Annotated in this window: 16 protein-coding genes; 11 read left to right on the plus strand and 5 right to left on the minus strand. The window is 74.0% G+C overall.

Going from position 1 to position 15,079, the window contains the following annotated elements; genetic code table 11:
• The first annotated feature begins 759 nt into the window (after positions 1-759).
• From OG861_RS24300 to OG861_RS24330, 7 genes are all read left to right on the plus strand, one after another.
• Positions 760-1,875: a ScpA family protein gene (locus tag OG861_RS24300; RefSeq protein ID WP_329194069.1), complete on the plus strand. Its 1,116-nt coding sequence runs from the start codon at positions 760-762 to the stop codon at positions 1,873-1,875.
• Complete coding sequence (gene scpB / locus OG861_RS24305; protein ID WP_329194067.1) at positions 1,872-2,528, plus strand: SMC-Scp complex subunit ScpB; 657 nt, start codon at positions 1,872-1,874, stop codon at positions 2,526-2,528. Before OG861_RS24300 ends, scpB begins: the two co-directional genes overlap by 4 nt.
• A complete protein-coding gene (locus tag OG861_RS24310; protein WP_330261861.1) occupies positions 2,528-3,781 on the plus strand; it encodes a pseudouridine synthase in 1,254 nt (417 codons plus the stop codon). Before scpB ends, OG861_RS24310 begins: the two co-directional genes overlap by 1 nt.
• A 132-nt stretch (positions 3,782-3,913) precedes the next feature.
• Complete coding sequence (gene pnuC, locus OG861_RS24315) at positions 3,914-4,522, plus strand: nicotinamide riboside transporter PnuC (RefSeq protein ID WP_329194063.1); 609 nt, start codon at positions 3,914-3,916, stop codon at positions 4,520-4,522.
• Between the two features lie 32 nt (positions 4,523-4,554).
• Positions 4,555-5,685, plus strand: a complete 1,131-nt coding sequence (locus OG861_RS24320) for an AAA family ATPase (protein ID WP_329202080.1) — start codon at positions 4,555-4,557, stop codon at positions 5,683-5,685.
• Entirely contained in the window at positions 5,682-6,413 is a 732-nt protein-coding gene (locus OG861_RS24325) for an NUDIX hydrolase (protein WP_329194061.1), read from the plus strand. The genes OG861_RS24320 and OG861_RS24325 overlap by 4 nt, the downstream gene beginning before the upstream one ends.
• Positions 6,410-7,459, plus strand: a complete 1,050-nt coding sequence (locus OG861_RS24330; RefSeq protein WP_329194059.1) for an ADP-ribosylglycohydrolase family protein — start codon at positions 6,410-6,412, stop codon at positions 7,457-7,459. The genes OG861_RS24325 and OG861_RS24330 overlap by 4 nt, the downstream gene beginning before the upstream one ends.
• A 45-nt stretch (positions 7,460-7,504) precedes the next feature.
• Here OG861_RS24330 and OG861_RS24335 read toward each other — a convergent pair whose 3' ends face one another.
• The 3 genes from OG861_RS24335 to OG861_RS24345 all read right to left on the minus strand — a co-directional run bounded on the left by OG861_RS24335 (position 7,505) and on the right by OG861_RS24345 (position 9,137).
• Entirely contained in the window at positions 7,505-8,209 is a 705-nt protein-coding gene (locus tag OG861_RS24335; protein WP_329194057.1) for a nucleotidyltransferase domain-containing protein, read from the minus strand.
• Between the two features lie 28 nt (positions 8,210-8,237).
• Positions 8,238-8,699: a Rieske (2Fe-2S) protein gene (locus OG861_RS24340; protein WP_329194055.1), complete on the minus strand. Its 462-nt coding sequence runs from the start codon at positions 8,697-8,699 to the stop codon at positions 8,238-8,240.
• 96 nt (positions 8,700-8,795) lie between these two features.
• On the minus strand, positions 8,796-9,137 hold the full coding sequence (locus OG861_RS24345) for a DUF952 domain-containing protein (protein ID WP_329194053.1): 342 nt from the start codon (positions 9,135-9,137) through the stop codon (positions 8,796-8,798).
• A 96-nt stretch (positions 9,138-9,233) separates the two neighbouring features.
• On the opposite strand from OG861_RS24345, the gene OG861_RS24350 reads away from it, so the two are divergent.
• From OG861_RS24350 to der, 4 genes are all read left to right on the plus strand, one after another.
• A complete protein-coding gene (locus OG861_RS24350) occupies positions 9,234-10,322 on the plus strand; it encodes a prephenate dehydrogenase (RefSeq protein ID WP_329194051.1) in 1,089 nt (362 codons plus the stop codon).
• Positions 10,323-10,472: 150 nt separating this feature from the next.
• On the plus strand, positions 10,473-11,180 hold the full coding sequence (cmk, locus tag OG861_RS24355; protein ID WP_329194049.1) for a (d)CMP kinase: 708 nt from the start codon (positions 10,473-10,475) through the stop codon (positions 11,178-11,180).
• A 56-nt stretch (positions 11,181-11,236) separates the two neighbouring features.
• Complete coding sequence (locus OG861_RS24360) at positions 11,237-11,824, plus strand: lysophospholipid acyltransferase family protein (protein WP_329202078.1); 588 nt, start codon at positions 11,237-11,239, stop codon at positions 11,822-11,824.
• Between the two features lie 75 nt (positions 11,825-11,899).
• Entirely contained in the window at positions 11,900-13,363 is a 1,464-nt protein-coding gene (gene der, locus OG861_RS24365) for a ribosome biogenesis GTPase Der (protein ID WP_190185363.1), read from the plus strand.
• Positions 13,364-13,389: 26 nt separating this feature from the next.
• Here der and OG861_RS24370 read toward each other — a convergent pair whose 3' ends face one another.
• Together OG861_RS24370 and OG861_RS24375 are read right to left on the minus strand one after the other, a co-directional pair.
• Positions 13,390-13,824 (minus strand): hypothetical protein, encoded by a 435-nt coding sequence (locus tag OG861_RS24370; protein ID WP_329194047.1) that lies wholly within the window; start codon positions 13,822-13,824, stop codon positions 13,390-13,392.
• 202 nt (positions 13,825-14,026) lie between these two features.
• Positions 14,027-14,845, minus strand: coding sequence for a hypothetical protein (locus OG861_RS24375; protein WP_329194045.1), 819 nt, complete (start codon positions 14,843-14,845; stop codon positions 14,027-14,029).
• Positions 14,846-15,079: the final 234 nt, after the last annotated feature.

Raw genomic sequence — 15,079 nt, forward strand, 5'->3', positions numbered from 1 at the left:
TCCGGTCCGGCGATCCCTCTCGAGTGCCTGACCGGCGTGGCCGCGGGGGTGGGCAGCGGCCCGGCACGTGGCCGGTGCCGCCTGTGGACCTGGCGGCCGTCCGCCGGCCCCGTCTCCCGGACGCCCCTGCCGCCGGGCCGGTGGTGTCACCGGGGGGCGGACGTCGGCGCCGCGGAACGCGCCGTCGGCCACCCCGACGAGGGGCAGCGGGCCCTGTTCGGGCCCGCCCGGTTACCACCGGCCCGGCCGGCAGCGAGCCGCCTGGCCAGTGGCGCGCCCGGTGGGCTCGCAGTCGATCGCGGCGCCGTGGAAGGCGCCGTCGGCCACCCCGACGAGGGGTAGCGGGCCCTGTTCGGGCCATCCGGCTACCGGGCCGCCCGGCAGTGGCCCGGCCGCCTGAACGGCGTGCCGTCGCCGCATCGCGCGCGGGCCACCGGCCCACCACGTGGGCGGTGCTGTCGACGGACCCCGCTCCGGGGCAGGCGGTGTGCGCCACCGCTGCCCCGGGGTCTTGGTGCCCGAGCGTCTGTTGCCGGGCCGTCAGGCGGGTCCGAAGAGGTGGGCTCCCGGCAGCGAGCCGGCCGTCCGGACGGCGAGCGAGCGCCCCGCCCGGCGCCGGGGTGGGCGGGGCGCAGGGCCGGGCGGTAGACCGGCCACGCGGTCGCCGCTGTGTCGGTGGGGCGTGGTCGGCGGGAGTGGGCGGGGCGGTGGTTAGGCTGCTGGACGGTCGCCTCCGTACCACCACGAACCTGGATCCCGATGCCCTCTCCCGCCGAATCCGGCCGCCCGCCCCGTCGCCACCTGGGACGCGGCCCGGGCTCCGCTGCCCCGGCGACGCCGCAGGCGGGTAGCGCAGACGCGGCTGAGCCGGTGGTGGGTGGTCCGGGTTCCGGGGCCCCGCAGGCGGGCGGTCCGCAGGGCTCGGGAGCGGGCCCGTGGCCTGGGGCGCCGGAGGCGGGGGGCGGGGCTTCGGGGGCGGGTTCCTCGGGCTCGCAGGTACCGGTGGTGGTTTCCCCGGGCGGCTCCGCTGTCCCGGCGGCCCCGCAGGCGGCCGGCGATCCTCGTGGCGGCCAGCCCGGCGGCGGCCGGTTCACCTTGAGGCTGGCGAACTTCGAGGGGCCCTTCGATCTGCTGCTCCAGCTGATCTCCCGGCACCGGCTGGACGTCACGGAGGTCGCCCTCTCCCAGGTGACCGACGAGTTCATGACGTACATCCGGGCCATGGGCCCCGACTGGGACCTCGACCAGACCAGCGAGTTCCTCGTCGTCGCCGCGACCCTCCTCGACCTCAAGGCCGCCCGCCTGCTCCCCGCCGCCGAGGTCGAGGACGAGGCGGACCTCGCCCTCCTCGAAGCCCGTGACCTGCTCTTCGCACGGCTGCTCCAGTACCGGGCGTACAAGCAGGTCGCCGCGCTCTTCCAGGACTGGGCCCGCGACGAGGGCCGGCGGTACCCCCGTACCGTGGGACTGGAGCCCCACCATGCCGAGCTGCTGCCCGAGGTCGTCATCAGCATCGGCGCCGAGGGGTTCGCCCGGCTCGCCGTGCAGGCCATGCGCCCCCGCGCCGAGCCGCAGGTGTACGTCGACCACATCCACGCCCCGCTCGTCAGCGTGCGCGAGCAGGCAGGGCTGCTGGTCGCCCTGCTCAAGGCCCGCGGCGAGGCGACCTTCCAGGAGCTCACCGAGGACGCCCCAGACACCCTCACCGTCGTCGCGCGCTTCCTGGCCCTCCTGGAGCTCTACCGGGAGAAGGCGGTGGCCCTCGACCAGGAGCTCGCCCTCGGGGCGCTCACGGTGCGCTGGAGCGGCGGGGACGGCGACGGCATGCCTACGGTGACCGACGAGTTCGACCAGATCGTGGAGGCGAAGCAATGACCGAGGTGGCCGAGGTGGCCGAGGTGGCCGACCGGCCCGGGACGGCCGGGCTCGCGCTCAAGGGCGCCCTGGAGGCCGTCCTGATGGTCGTGGACGAGCCCGCGACCGAGGAGCACCTCGCGAAGGTGCTGGAGCGCAGCCCGCGGGAGGTGGCGGACGCCCTGCGCGAGCTCGCCGACGAGTACACCGTCCAGCGGCGCGGGTTCGAGCTGCGACCCGTCGCCGGCGGCTGGCGGTTCTACAGCCGCGCCGAGTACGCCCCGGCGGTCGAGGCCTTCGTACTGGACGGCCAGCAGGCCCGTCTCACCCAGGCGGCCCTGGAGACGCTGGCGATCGTCGCGTACCGCCAGCCGGTGAGCCGGTCGAGGGTCTCGGCGGTCCGCGGAGTCAACTGCGACGGGGTCATGCGGACCCTCCTCCAGCGCGGTCTGGTGGCCGAGGCGGGCACGGAACCCGAAACAGGTGCGATCCTGTACAGGACGACGAACTACTTTCTGGAGCGGATGGGCCTGCGCGGCCTGGACGAGCTCCCGGAGCTCGCGCCCTTCCTCCCCGAGGCGGACGCGATCGAAGCCGAGACGCAAGAGGGTGTTCCGTCGTTCGATCCGGATGCACCGGATACCGATGAAGACGACAAGACGACGGAACTTTGATGCGAAGCAGCGGTAACGGCAACGGCGGCGGCAACAGGAACAGCGGCGGCGGTGGTGGCGGGCGCGGGAACTCCCGCGGCGGCAGCTCCGGCGGCAGCGGTGGCTACCGCGGCGGCGGCTCGGGATCGGGCGGGGGCGGCTTCCGTGACCGGGACCGCGACCGCGACCAGGCGCCCCAGCGTCCGCGCAACCCCCGCCCCGAGGAGCGGCGCTACGACGTCGGCCCCGAGGGCGAGCGGTCGGGCCGCAGCGGCCCCAAGGCGGGCGGCGGCGGTGCCCGTGGTGCCTCCGACGCCGGCCGGGGCGGTGCGGGCGGTGCGCGTGGCGCGGCCGCGCGCGGTGGCGCCAAGGGCGGACCGAAGACCTCCAAGACGCCCGGCATCGGCGGGGCCGGCGGCCCGCGCCGCGGTCCCGGCAGCCGCAGCGGCCAGTCGCGCCCCCGCGAGCTGGACGCGCGGATCGAGGAGCGCGTGCGCGACCGGTACGCCGACAAGCCCGTGATCAAGACCCCGAAGACCTTCCCGGGTGCCGAGGAGGAGGGGGAGCGCTTGCAGAAGGTGCTCGCCCGCGCCGGCATGGGCTCGCGCCGCGCCTGCGAGGAGCTGATCGAGCAGGCCCGCGTCGAGGTCAACGGCGAGATCGTGCTGGAGCAGGGCAAGCGCGTCCAGCCGAAGGACGAGATCAAGGTGGACGGCCTGACCGTCGCCACCCAGTCGTACCTGTTCTTCGCGCTGAACAAGCCCGCCGGTGTCGTCTCCACCATGGAGGACCCGGACGGCCGCCAGTGCCTCGGTGACTACGTCACCAACCGCGAGACGCGGCTGTTCCACGTCGGCCGGCTCGACACCGAGACCGAGGGCATCATCCTGCTCACCAACCACGGTGAGCTGGCCCACCGCCTCACGCACCCCAAGTACGGCGTGCAGAAGACGTACGTCGCGTCCATCACGGGCTCGCTGCCCCGGGACATCGGCAAGCGCCTCAAGGACGGCATCGAGCTGGAGGACGGCTACGCCCGCGCCGACAACTTCCGCGTGCTGGACCAGGTCGGCAAGAACTACCTCGTCGAGGTGACCCTGCACGAGGGCCGCAAGCACATCGTCCGCCGCATGCTGGCGGAGGCCGGGTTCCCGGTCGACAAGCTCGTGCGCACGTCCTTCGGGCCGATCGAGCTGGGCGACCAGAAGTCGGGCTGGCTGCGCCGCCTGACCAACACCGAGGTCGGCATGCTGATGCGCGAGGTCGGTCTGTAGTCCGCCCCGTTCTGCGGATCCTCGCGAGAGGGTCACGGGAAGAACCCGCGGTGCCTTCGGGCGCCGCGGGTTCTTCCGTTCCCGGCCTCCGTTGTTTATAGTCAGCATGACTATAAAAGGGGTGGGGCCGTCATGGGCTGGAACACGAGCTGGACCGAGGTCCTCGGATCCGCCACGGGCGCCTGGTGCGTGTGGCTGGTGGCCCGGCAGCACATCGCCAACTGGCCGATCGGCATCGCCAACAACATCTTCTTCATCGTGCTGTTCGCGCAGTCCGGCCTCTACGCGGACGCCGGACTGCAGATCGTCTTCATCGCCCTCGCCGCGTACGGCTGGTGGTCCTGGACCCACGGGGGTGGACCAGGAACCGCCACGGCCCTGCCGGTGCGCCGCACCACGCGCGCCGAATGGGCCGCGCTCGCCGCGGCGGGGGCGGTGGGGGTGCTCGGACTGACGCTGCTGCTCGGCAGGGTCACCGACTCCACCGTCCCGTTCTGGGACGCGCTGACCACCGCGCTGTCCCTCACGGCCACGTACGGGCAGTGCCGCAAGCTCCTGGAGTCCTGGTGGCTGTGGATCGCCGCCGACCTCGTCTACATCCCGCTGTACGTCTACAAGGGGCTGTACCTGACCTCGGTCCTCTACGGCGGCTTCCTCCTGCTGTGCGTGGCCGGGCTCGCGGGCTGGCGCCGGGAGCTGCCGGGCAGGGGCGCCCGTACGGCCGTGGAGGCGACGGCATGAGCGGCGCACGCGGCACGAGCGGCGCACGCGGCATGAGCGGCCCGCGCGGTGCGAGCGGCGGGAAGCGGTACGGGCACGGGCTGGTGCTGGGGAAGTTCTACCCGCCGCACGCCGGCCACCACCACCTGGTGCGCACCGCCCAGGACCAGTGCGAGCGGCTGACCGTCCTGGTCTGCGCGGCTTCCGTCGAGTCGGTCCCGCTGGCGGACCGGGTCGCCTGGATGCGCGAGGAGCACCCCGGGGCACACGTGGTCGGCGCGGTGGACGACATCCCGGTGGACCTGCACGACCCGGCGGTCTGGGAGGCCCACATGGCGATCTTCCGGGCCGCGGTGCCCCGGCGCGTGGACGCCGTCTTCACCTCGGAGGCCTACGGGGGCGAACTCGCGCGGCGGTTCGGCGCGCACGAGGTCCTCGTGGACCGGGAGCGGACCCTGTTCCCGGTGTCGGGTACGGCGGTACGCGCCGACCCGGCCGCCTGCTGGGAGTTCCTCGGCCCGGGCGTACGGGCCTCCCTGACCCGGCGGGTCGTCGTCCTGGGCGCCGAGTCCACGGGCACGACGACCCTGTCCCGCGACCTCGCGGCCCACTACCGGCGGCGCGGCGGGGTCTGGTCGAAGACGGGCTGGGTCGCCGAGTACGGGCGCCGGTACAGCGAGGAGAAGCTCGCGGTGGCGCGGGCCGCCGACCCGGACGCCTCCTGGGCGGACGTGTCCTTCGCCTCCCGGGAGTTCCCGGTGATCGCCCGGCGTCAGGACGCGGAGGAGGAACGCGCCGCCCGGCTGGGCTCGCCGGTGCTGTTCTGCGACACCGACTCCTTCGCCACCGGGATCTGGCACGAGCGGTACGTGGGGACCCGCAGCGCGGAGACCGAGAAGGTCGCCTCCCTGACGCGGCGCGACCTCTACCTGCTGACGGACGACGCGGACGTGCCGTTCGAGGACGACGGCCTGCGCGACGGCGAGCACCTGCGGCCCTGGATGACCGGCCGGTTCCGGGAGGAACTGGAGCGGACCGGCAGGCGTTTCCTCGTCATGCGCGGCGACCGCGGGACACGCCTGGCGGCGGCCGTGACGGCGGTGGACGAACTGCTGCAAGAGGGCTGGTACTTCGCGGACCCGCTGCCCGAGAACGTCCGGCAGCCCGGCACGGGGGACGTGTGAACACGGCCTACGATCCCCGCGCCTTCGAGCCGTTCGCCGTGACCGTCGACCTCGCCGTGTTCACCGTACGGGGCGGCGCCCTGCACGTGCTGCTGATCCGGCGCGGCCAGGAACCGTACGCCGGTGCCTGGGCGCTCCCCGGCGGCTTCATACTGCCCCGGGAGTCGGCGGAGGCGGCCGCACGCCGGGAACTCGCCGAGGAGACGGGCCTGGCGCCCGGCCTGGTGGCGGCCCTGCACCTCGAACAGCTGCGCACCTACAGCGAACCCGACCGGGACCCCCGGATGCGGGTGGTGTCGGTGGCGTTCACCGCGCTGGTCCCCGACATGCCCGAGCCCGCGGCGGAAGGCGGCGGTGACGCGGACCGGGCCCGGTGGGTGCCCGTGGACCGGGCGGCCGGCCTGGCGTTCGACCACGCGGTGATCCTTGCGGACGCCCGCTCCCGGGTCGGCTCGAAGCTGGAGTACACCTGCCTGGCCACCGCGTTCTGCCCGCCCGAGTTCACCCTCGGCGAGCTCCAGGCCGTCTACGAGACCGTCTGGGACACCGCCCTGGACCGCCCCAACTTCCGCCGCAAGGTCCTCGCCACGCCGGGCTTCGTCGAGGCCGTTCCCGGAGCCGCCCGGCTGACCGGCGGCCGCGGCAAACCGGCCGCGCTCTACCGTCCCGGGCCGGCGACGGTCCTGCACCCGCCCTTGCTCCGCCCCACGGAAGGACACCCGCGATGACGCAGACGACGACCACGACGCCGGCCAAGGCCCCCGCGACGAAGCGCGCCGCGACCGGCGCCATGATCGGCCTGGCCCTGGGCGACGCCCTGGGCTTCCCGACGGAGTTCAACGACGTGCCGTCGATCCTCGCGAAGACCGGACCCTGGCGGGAGATGGGGCTGCCCAGCCCGGCCCTCATCACGGACGACACCCAGATGACGCTGGCGCTGGCGCGCGGCATCCGGACGGCGACGGACCGCGGCCGGATCGGCCCGCTGCGGCTGACCCGTCCGGTCCGGGAGGAGTTCGTGGACTGGTACCACTCCCCGGAGAACGACCGGGCCCCCGGCAACACCTGTCTGCGCGCCTGCCGGCTGCTGAACGAGCCGCAGCGGGACTGGCGCGCGGCCAGCCAGACGGGCTCGAAGGGCTGCGGGGCGAACATGCGGGTGGCCCCGGTGGGCCTGGTCCCCGGCTGGACGCAGGAGGAGCGGGCGGGTGCGGCCCAGCTCCAGTCGGCCCTCACGCACGGCCACCCGACGGCGCTCGCCGCCGGCGACCTCACGGCGCACGCCGTCCACCTGCTGGCGCAGGGCACCGAGCCCACGGGACTGGTCGGCCTGCTCCGCTCCTACGCCCTGGACAACCGCACCCGCTACCACGAGCGCTGGCTCGGCGACCTGTGGATGCGCACGGGGGAGGACGCCACCGCGCAGTCCTTCATCGCGCGGGGCTGGGACGAATGCCTCGAGGTCCTGAACCGCCTCGCCGCCGCCCTGCGCGACCCGTCCCCGGAGACGGACCCCTGCCTCACCACGGGCGACGGCTGGATCGCGGAGGAGGCCCTCGCCACCGCCCTCCAGTGCTTCCTCCTCTTCCCCGAGGCCCCCCTGACGGCCCTGCGCCGCGCGGCCTGCACCCGGGGCGACTCCGACTCGATCGCCTGCCTCACCGGAGCCTTCGCCGGCGCCCACCTCGGCGCCTGCGCCTGGCCCGCCGACTGGCAGGAGCGGATCGAACACCGGGACGAGCTGCTGGAGTTCGGCGCGCTCTGGGACGCCTGAGCCCCGGCCGCTTGGGACCCGGCGCCCGGGCCCCGGCCGCCCCGGCTATCCGGCCGACGCGCGGCGGGCGCGGTGCAGGAAGTCCGCCACGCGGGCGGTGTCCGGAGCGGCCGGAAGCGGGCTGGCGGCGAGGGCGGAGTCGCAGTCCCGGGTGAGGCGGGACATCCAGGTGTCCGTTTCGGCCCAGGTCAGTTCGCCGCGCTTGACCGCGAGGAGGCGGTCGCGGTGCGGGGTCACGTCGATCGTCAGGCGGCCCGTGCGCAGCAGGTCGCGGCAGGACAGGAGCAGGCGCAGCAGGTGCATGGCGTGCTTCCAGCGCGGGGCGCCGTGGATGCGGACGTCCGCGAGGAGTTTGCGGTGCTGGCTGACGGCGTAGCGGGTGAAGCTGGTGTGGGCCTGGCGGGAGAGGAAGGCCGGGCGCAGGGAGAGGAGTTCCTCGCCCACCGGGGTGAGCCGCTCCACCAGCGGGGAGTGCAGGCACTCCAGGACGTTCGGATTGGCGCGCAGGGCGAGTTCGCAGAAACGTTCCAGCTCCCAGGAGAACTCCTCCTCCCGGGGCCCCTCCACATGGGTGGGCGGCTTCTCGAAGCGCCAGAACAGCGGCGTCGGGGCGAGGTAGACACCGCGCCGGTCGGTGTCGCTCGCCTCCGTCGCCAGGCCGAACGCCCGGGAGCCCATCACGCACGCGTAGACGGTGTGGTCGCGTACGAGGGCGAGAGGGGTCTCCTCGGGTGTGGTCCGCTCGTTCATCCCCGGAGCGTAGGCGGGGGCGCGCCGCTCACGCGAGCGAGATATTGCCGTCCGGGGCGACGGTGATCTGCTGCTCCGGCAGCGGCCGGGTCGCCGGGCCGTGGGCCACCGCCCCGTCGGCGACCTTGAACTTGCTGCCGTGGCAGGGGCAGTCGATGGTGCCGTTCGCCACGGTCCCCACCAGGCAGCCCTGGTGCGTGCACACCGCGGAGAAGCAGCGGAAGGAGCCCGCCGTGGGCTGGGTGACCACCAGCTTCTCGGCCTTGAGGATCTTCCCGCCGCCGACGGGGACGTCCGAGGACTTGAGCAGTGGCTTGGCGCCGCCCGGGGCAGAGGGCGTGACGGCGGCGGCGCCGTCCGTGGCCGGGGCACTGGGGGTCCCCTTCGCGGGCTCGTCGTCGCTGCCGCAGGCGGCCAGCGCGCCGCCGGCCAGGGCCACCGCCCCGGCCGCCAGTACGGTGCGCCGGGCGGTGGGATTGGGGTCGCTCATGAACGTTCTCCTCGCTTCGTGGCCGCTGGCGAGCAGCATCCTGGCGGGCAACGGGCCCCGGGGAAAGCCCGCCGCGCCATGCTGCCCCGCCCTGCCTCAGGTTCCCGGCCGCCATGGGGCCAGTGAGGCGGGACGGCCTGGTGTGCGTACGACCTCCCACACGTGGCTCACGGCGTCCCGGTTCAGCGGGCCGTGGACGTGCGGGTACCGGCCGCCGGATTCACCCGCACGGCGGACCTCCGGGAGCAGCGCGCCCTCGTCGAGTTCCACCGCCAGCAGGGTGCCGGGAGCCTCCCGGTAGTGGGACTCGACGATCGCCAGCGCGGTCTCACGGTCGGCGGAGCAGTGCACGAAGCCCTCCGACGCGAGCGAGGGAGGCGCGTACGGCAGATCGGGGTCGGCGGTCCAGTCGGCGAGCGGGACGATGTGGAAGATCATGCGCCCGTTCTACCGCAGCGGGCGAGGGGCTCCGGCCCGCCGGGGCTGGCTACCCTGAGTCAGGCCCACAGTCACGCGATCACCCTGGAGCGCCCCGTGAGAACCGCCGTCGTCATCGGAACCGGACTGATCGGCACCTCCGCGGCGCTCGCCCTGACCGCCCGGGGGATCACCGTCCACCTCGTCGACCACGACCCGGTCCAGGCCCGTACGGCCGCCGCCCTCGGCGCGGGCACCGACGAGCCCCTCGAAGGCACGGTCGACCTCGCGATCGTGGCCGTGCCCCCCGCCCACGTGGCGGCGGCGCTGGCCGACGCGATCGGGCGCGGCCTCGCCCGGGCCTACGTGGACGTCGCGAGCGTCAAGGGCGGCCCCCGGCGGGAGCTGGCGGCACTCGGCGCGGACGTGTCGGCGTACATCGGCACGCACCCGATGGCCGGCAAGGAGCGCTCGGGTCCCCTCGCGGCGACGGCGGACCTGTTCGAGGGCCGGCCGTGGGTGCTCACGCCCGCCCGGGACACCGACCACGAGGTGCTGAACCTGGCCCTGGAACTGGTGGCCCTGTGCCGGGCCGTCCCGGTGGTGATGGACGCGGACGCCCACGACCGGGCGGTGGCGCTGGTCTCGCACACCCCGCAGCTGGTGTCGAGCATGGTGGCGGCCCGGCTGGAGGAGGCGGACGAGACGGCGGTCCGGCTGTGCGGGCAGGGGATCCGGGACGTGACGCGCATCGCGGCCTCCGACCCGCGGATGTGGGTGGAGATCCTGTCCGCCAACCCCGGGCCGGTGGCCGACGTACTGGCCGGGATCGCCGCCGACCTGGAGGAGACGGTGGAGGCCCTGCGCGGACTCCAGTCCGGCGACGAGGCCAAGCGGCGGGGCGGGGCGGCCGGCATCGAGGACGTGCTGAGGAGGGGCAACGCCGGCCGGGTCCGGGTCCCGGGCAAGCACGGCGCGGCGCCCATGGCGTACGAGACGGTCGGGGTGTTCATCAGCGACCGCCCCGGCGAGCTGGCACGGATCTTCGCGGACGCCGGCCGGGCCGGGGTCAACATCGAGGACGTCCGGATCGAGCACGCGACCGGCCAGCAGGCGGGCCTCGTACAGCTCATGGTGGAGCCGCGGGCGGTGGCCGCGCTGGAGGCCGAGCTGCGCGAGCGCGGCTGGGCGCTGCGCCAGCAGTAGCGCACGGGCCGCCCGGGGGCCCTGGGGCGCCGCCGGGGAGGCCCGGGCTCCGCCGGGGCGGTGGGGGCGCGGGAAATGCCCGGTAACCTGGGGGAGGGGCGCTCTTGGCGCGCCCGGACACGTACGCGCAACCAGGAAGGTGCCCGCACCGTGGAAACCGCAGCTCCGGCCGCCGTGATCGTCGCCATCGACGGTCCCTCCGGCACGGGCAAGTCCAGCACGTCCAAGGCCGTGGCCGCGAAGCTCGGGCTGCGCTACCTGGACACCGGTGCCCAGTACCGGGCCATCACCTGGTGGATGATCACCAACGGTGTCGACACCGACGACCCGCAGGCGATCGCACTCGCGGCCGGCAAGCCCGCCATCGTGTCCGGCACGGACCCGGGCGCGCCCACCATCACCGTCGACGGCCTCGACGCCTCCGGACCGATCCGCACCCAGGAGGTCACCTCCAAGGTCAGCGCGGTCAGCGCCGTCCCCGAGGTGCGCGCCCTGATCACCGACCTCCAGCGCTCCATAGCGGCGGAGGCCGCCCAGGAGGCCGAGGGCATCGTCGTCGAGGGCCGGGACATCGGGACCACCGTCCTGCCCGACGCCGACCTCAAGGTGTTCCTCACCGCCTCCGCCGAGGCCCGCGCCGCCCGCCGCAACGGCGAGCTGCGGGGCAAGGAGGCCACGGACCTCGCGGCGACCAGGGAAGCCCTGATCAAGCGGGACGCGGCCGACTCCGGGCGCAAGACCTCCCCGCTGGCCAAGGCCGGCGACGCCGTCGAGGTGGACACCACCGAGCTGACGCTGGAGCAGGTCATCGAGTGCGTGGTCACCCTGGTGGAAGAGAAGCGGGCGGTACGCAGGTGAGCGATACGCCCTCCCTCAAGGGTGCGGCGGTCGGGCGGCGGATCGGCATCGGCCTGATGTACGGGCTGTGGAAGCCGCGCGTACTGGGCGCCTGGCGGGTCCCCGCCACGGGCCCCGTGATCCTCGCCGTGAATCACTCCCACAACATAGACGGGCCCATGGTCATGGGCACCGCGCCGCGGCCGCTCCACTTCCTGATCAAGAAGGAAGCCTACGTGGGCCCCCTCGGCCCCTTCCTGGAAGGGATCGGGCAGGTGAAGGTGGACCGGAGCGGAACGGACCGGACCGCCGTCGGCCGCGCCCTCGGGGTCCTGGAGAACGGCGGCGCCCTCGGGATCTTCCCCGAGGGCACCCGCGGCAACGGCGACTTCGCCTCGCTGCGCGCCGGCCTCGCGTACTTCGCCGTGCGCAGCGGCGCGCCCATCGTGCCCGTCGCCGTCCTCGGCAGCACCGAGAGCCGCGGCAGGCTGGTGAAGGGGCTGCCGGCGTTCAAGAGCCGGGTGGACGTCGTCTTCGGCTCCGCCTTCGACGCCGGGGACGGCACCGGCCGCCGCACGCGCACCGCGCTGGACGGGGCCACCGTACGCATCCAGGACCGGCTGACCGCCCACCTGGCCGACGCCAAGCGCCTCACCGGGCGCTGAGCGAGACTTGACCTAGTAGTGGAACCGCGCTGCGCGGTTGCCACCGATCACCACGGACGACGAGGAACGGACTTCATGAACGACCAGCACGACCACGGAGCACTTGGCGACGCCGAGTACGCGGAGTTCATGGAGCTCGCCGCGGAGGAAGGCTTCGACCTCGAAGACGTCGAAGGCGCGATCGAGGAGGCCGGCCACGGCCCGCTCCCCGTCCTCGCCGTCGTCGGCCGTCCCAACGTCGGCAAGTCGACCCTGGTGAACCGCATCATCGGCCGCCGGGAGGCGGTCGTCGAGGACAAGCCCGGCGTCACCCGCGACCGCGTCACCTACGAGGCCGAGTGGGCCGGCCGCCGGTTCAAGGTCGTCGACACCGGCGGCTGGGAGCAGGACGTCCTCGGCATCGACGCGGCCGTCGCCGCCCAGGCCGAGTACGCCATCGAGACCGCCGACGCGGTCGTCTTCGTCGTGGACGCCAAGGTCGGCGCCACCGACAGCGACGAGGCCGTCGTCAAGCTGCTGCGCCGGGCCGGCAAGCCCGTCGTGCTGTGCGCCAACAAGGTCGACGGCCTCAGCGGCGAATCCGACGCCGCCTCCCTGTGGTCCCTCGGCCTCGGCCTGCCGCACCCGGTGTCCTCCCTCCACGGCCGCGGCACCGGCGACATGCTCGACGCGGTGCTCGACGCGCTGCCCGAGGCGCCCGCCCAGACCTTCGGCAACGCGCCCCTCGGCGGGCCGCGACGCATCGCGCTGATCGGCCGCCCCAACGTCGGCAAGTCCTCGCTGCTGAACAAGGTCGCGAAGGAGGACCGCGTCGTCGTCAACGAGCTGGCCGGCACCACCCGCGACCCGGTCGACGAGCTGATCCAGCTCGGCGGCGTCACCTGGAAGTTCGTCGACACCGCGGGCATCCGCAAGAAGGTCCACCTCCAGCAGGGCGCCGACTACTACGCCTCCCTGCGCACGGCCGCCGCCGTCGAGAAGGCGGAGGTCGCGGTCATCCTGATCGACTCGACCGAGACCATCAGCGTCCAGGACCAGCGCATCATCACGATGGCCGTCGAGGCGGGCCGTGCCATCGTGATCGCGTACAACAAGTGGGACGAGCTCGACGAGGAGCGCCGCTACTACCTCGAGCGCGAGATCGAGACCGAGATGCAGCAGGTCTCCTGGGCGCCCCGGGTGAACGTCTCCGCGCTCACCGGCCGCCACATGGAGAAGCTGGTCCCGGCGATCGAGACCGCCCTCGCCGGCTGGGAGACCCGCGTCCCCACGGGCCGGCTGAACGCCTTCCTCGGCGAGGTCGTCGCCGCGCACCCGCACCCGATCCGGGGTGGAAAGCAGCCCCGCATCCTGTTCGGTACCCAGGCGGGGAGCAAGCCGCCGCGGTTCGTCCTCTTCGCCTCCGGCTTCCTGGAGCACGGCTACCGGCGCTTCATCGAGCGCCGCCTGCGCGAGGAGTTCGGCTTCGAGGGCACCCCGATCCACATCTCGGTGCGGGTCCGCGAGAAGCGCGGCGCGCAGTACAAGAAGAAGAAGTAGGCGTACGCGGTGACGTGCCGCCGGGGTCAGTAGCCCCGGCGCGGAGCGGGCGGCAGGGCCGCCGGGATGTGGTGCATCCCGGTCTGGTGCTGCCGCCCGCTGCCGTTGGCCTCGTAGCCGCCACCGCCCGCGCTCCCCGCGTACGCGAACGCGTGCTGCGGCAGCTGCTGGGGGGCCGGGGCGTACGCGGGCTGCCAGCCGTCCGACGGCTGCCAGGAGGAACGGGCCCAGCCGCTGCCGTACGAGCTGCCGGTGCCGGCGACGCCGGTGGACGAGAGGCCGGAAGCGGCGACGCCGGCGGAGGTGGCGCCGTAGGAGAACGAGGTGAAGCCCAGGTGCTCCTCGCCGGTACGGTCGCCGGGGAGCGCCCGGAACGCGCGCAGGTACTCGGTGTACAGCAGGTCGTAGATCGGGGTGTGCGAGGCGGCCGGAGCGGTGTCCCGGTCCCGGGAGGTGCGCATCGGGGGGACGCTGCTCGGGTAGGACGGGGCGCGGGAGGGGTCGTATGAATGCACGTATCAGCCAACGAACCCGAAGCCCTGCGGATGCGGCCTGACCGGGGCGAAAACGCAGCTCGCCGGTGGGGCACCGGCACGACGCACGGCTGCCCGGCCCCTCTCCGGAGGGGCCGGGCAGCCGTCGCGACCGGGAGGGACGCGGGCGTCAGGCGCCCGGCGTACCGGCCAGGGGCATCGACGCGGCGACCAGCTGACCGTCGGCCGCCGCCTTGTCGAGGGCGTCGCGGAGCAGGTCCTCGCGGGGCTGCTGGCCGATGGAACCGACCGGGGCGGCGTAGACGAGGACGCGCTGGGTCTTGTTGACGGCGGCCCTCCAGCCGTCGGTGACGGAGAGCGCCTGGTGCGCCTGCCACCAGTGGATGGGGCTGCCGCCCTGCGGGCCGGGCTGGAGCACCGCGTGCAGCTGACCGGCGGCGAGCAGCACCGACCAGCCGTGCAGCGGGGAGGGCAGCTCACTGGTGTCGGTGACGGGGATGAAGCCCTGCTCGATGAGGAGCGGCAGGAAGTCGTCGCCGGGGCCGGTCGAGCCGGGACGGGCGATCGGCGCGGTCGGCTCGACCACCAGCGCGGGGTGCAGCTCGCCGCCGATCAGGACCAGACCGCTGGTGATGCCGAGGACTGCCTGGCCGCCGGGCGCGGTCTGCGGCGCCCCACCGGGTGCGGGCACGGAGGGGGACGGCGCCGGGCTGTCGCCCGTGATGGAGCGGACGGCGCCCTGGAGCTGCTCCTCGGAGACCGAAACCACCTGCGAGGGGATGCAGTTGGCGTGCGCGAAGGCGAGTACGGCGGTCTCCTCGCCGACGAACAGCACCGTACTGGTGGGTTCGCGCTCGGGGTCCCCGGGGGTGCGGCAGGAGGTGCAGTCGTAACTGCCCGGCGCGTCGTCGCCGACGAGCAGCCTGTCGGCTTCTTCGTCACCGATCTCGGCACGTACCTCATCACTGACGTCGAGCATGCGCGGCACGGGGTGGCTCCTCGGACTAGGCGAGCGGGCGCCGGGTGGTTCCCGGCTCGCCGGGCACAACGCCGGAGCGGTGTGCGGGGTCACGCCGTTTGAGGGAACGGAATCGAACCGGCCACCCGGGAGGGTGAACGACCTCGTGCGTGCTTCTGCTTTGTGGCAACTGTGGGTCGGTTGCGTCCAGTTGATGGTCGAAGCTGCCCGTTTCGCGGGGTGGGAGGTGGTCGGCCGTCCGGG

The organism is Streptomyces sp. NBC_00539 (assembly GCF_036346105.1).
Taxonomy (GTDB): Bacteria; Actinomycetota; Actinomycetes; order Streptomycetales; family Streptomycetaceae; genus Streptomyces.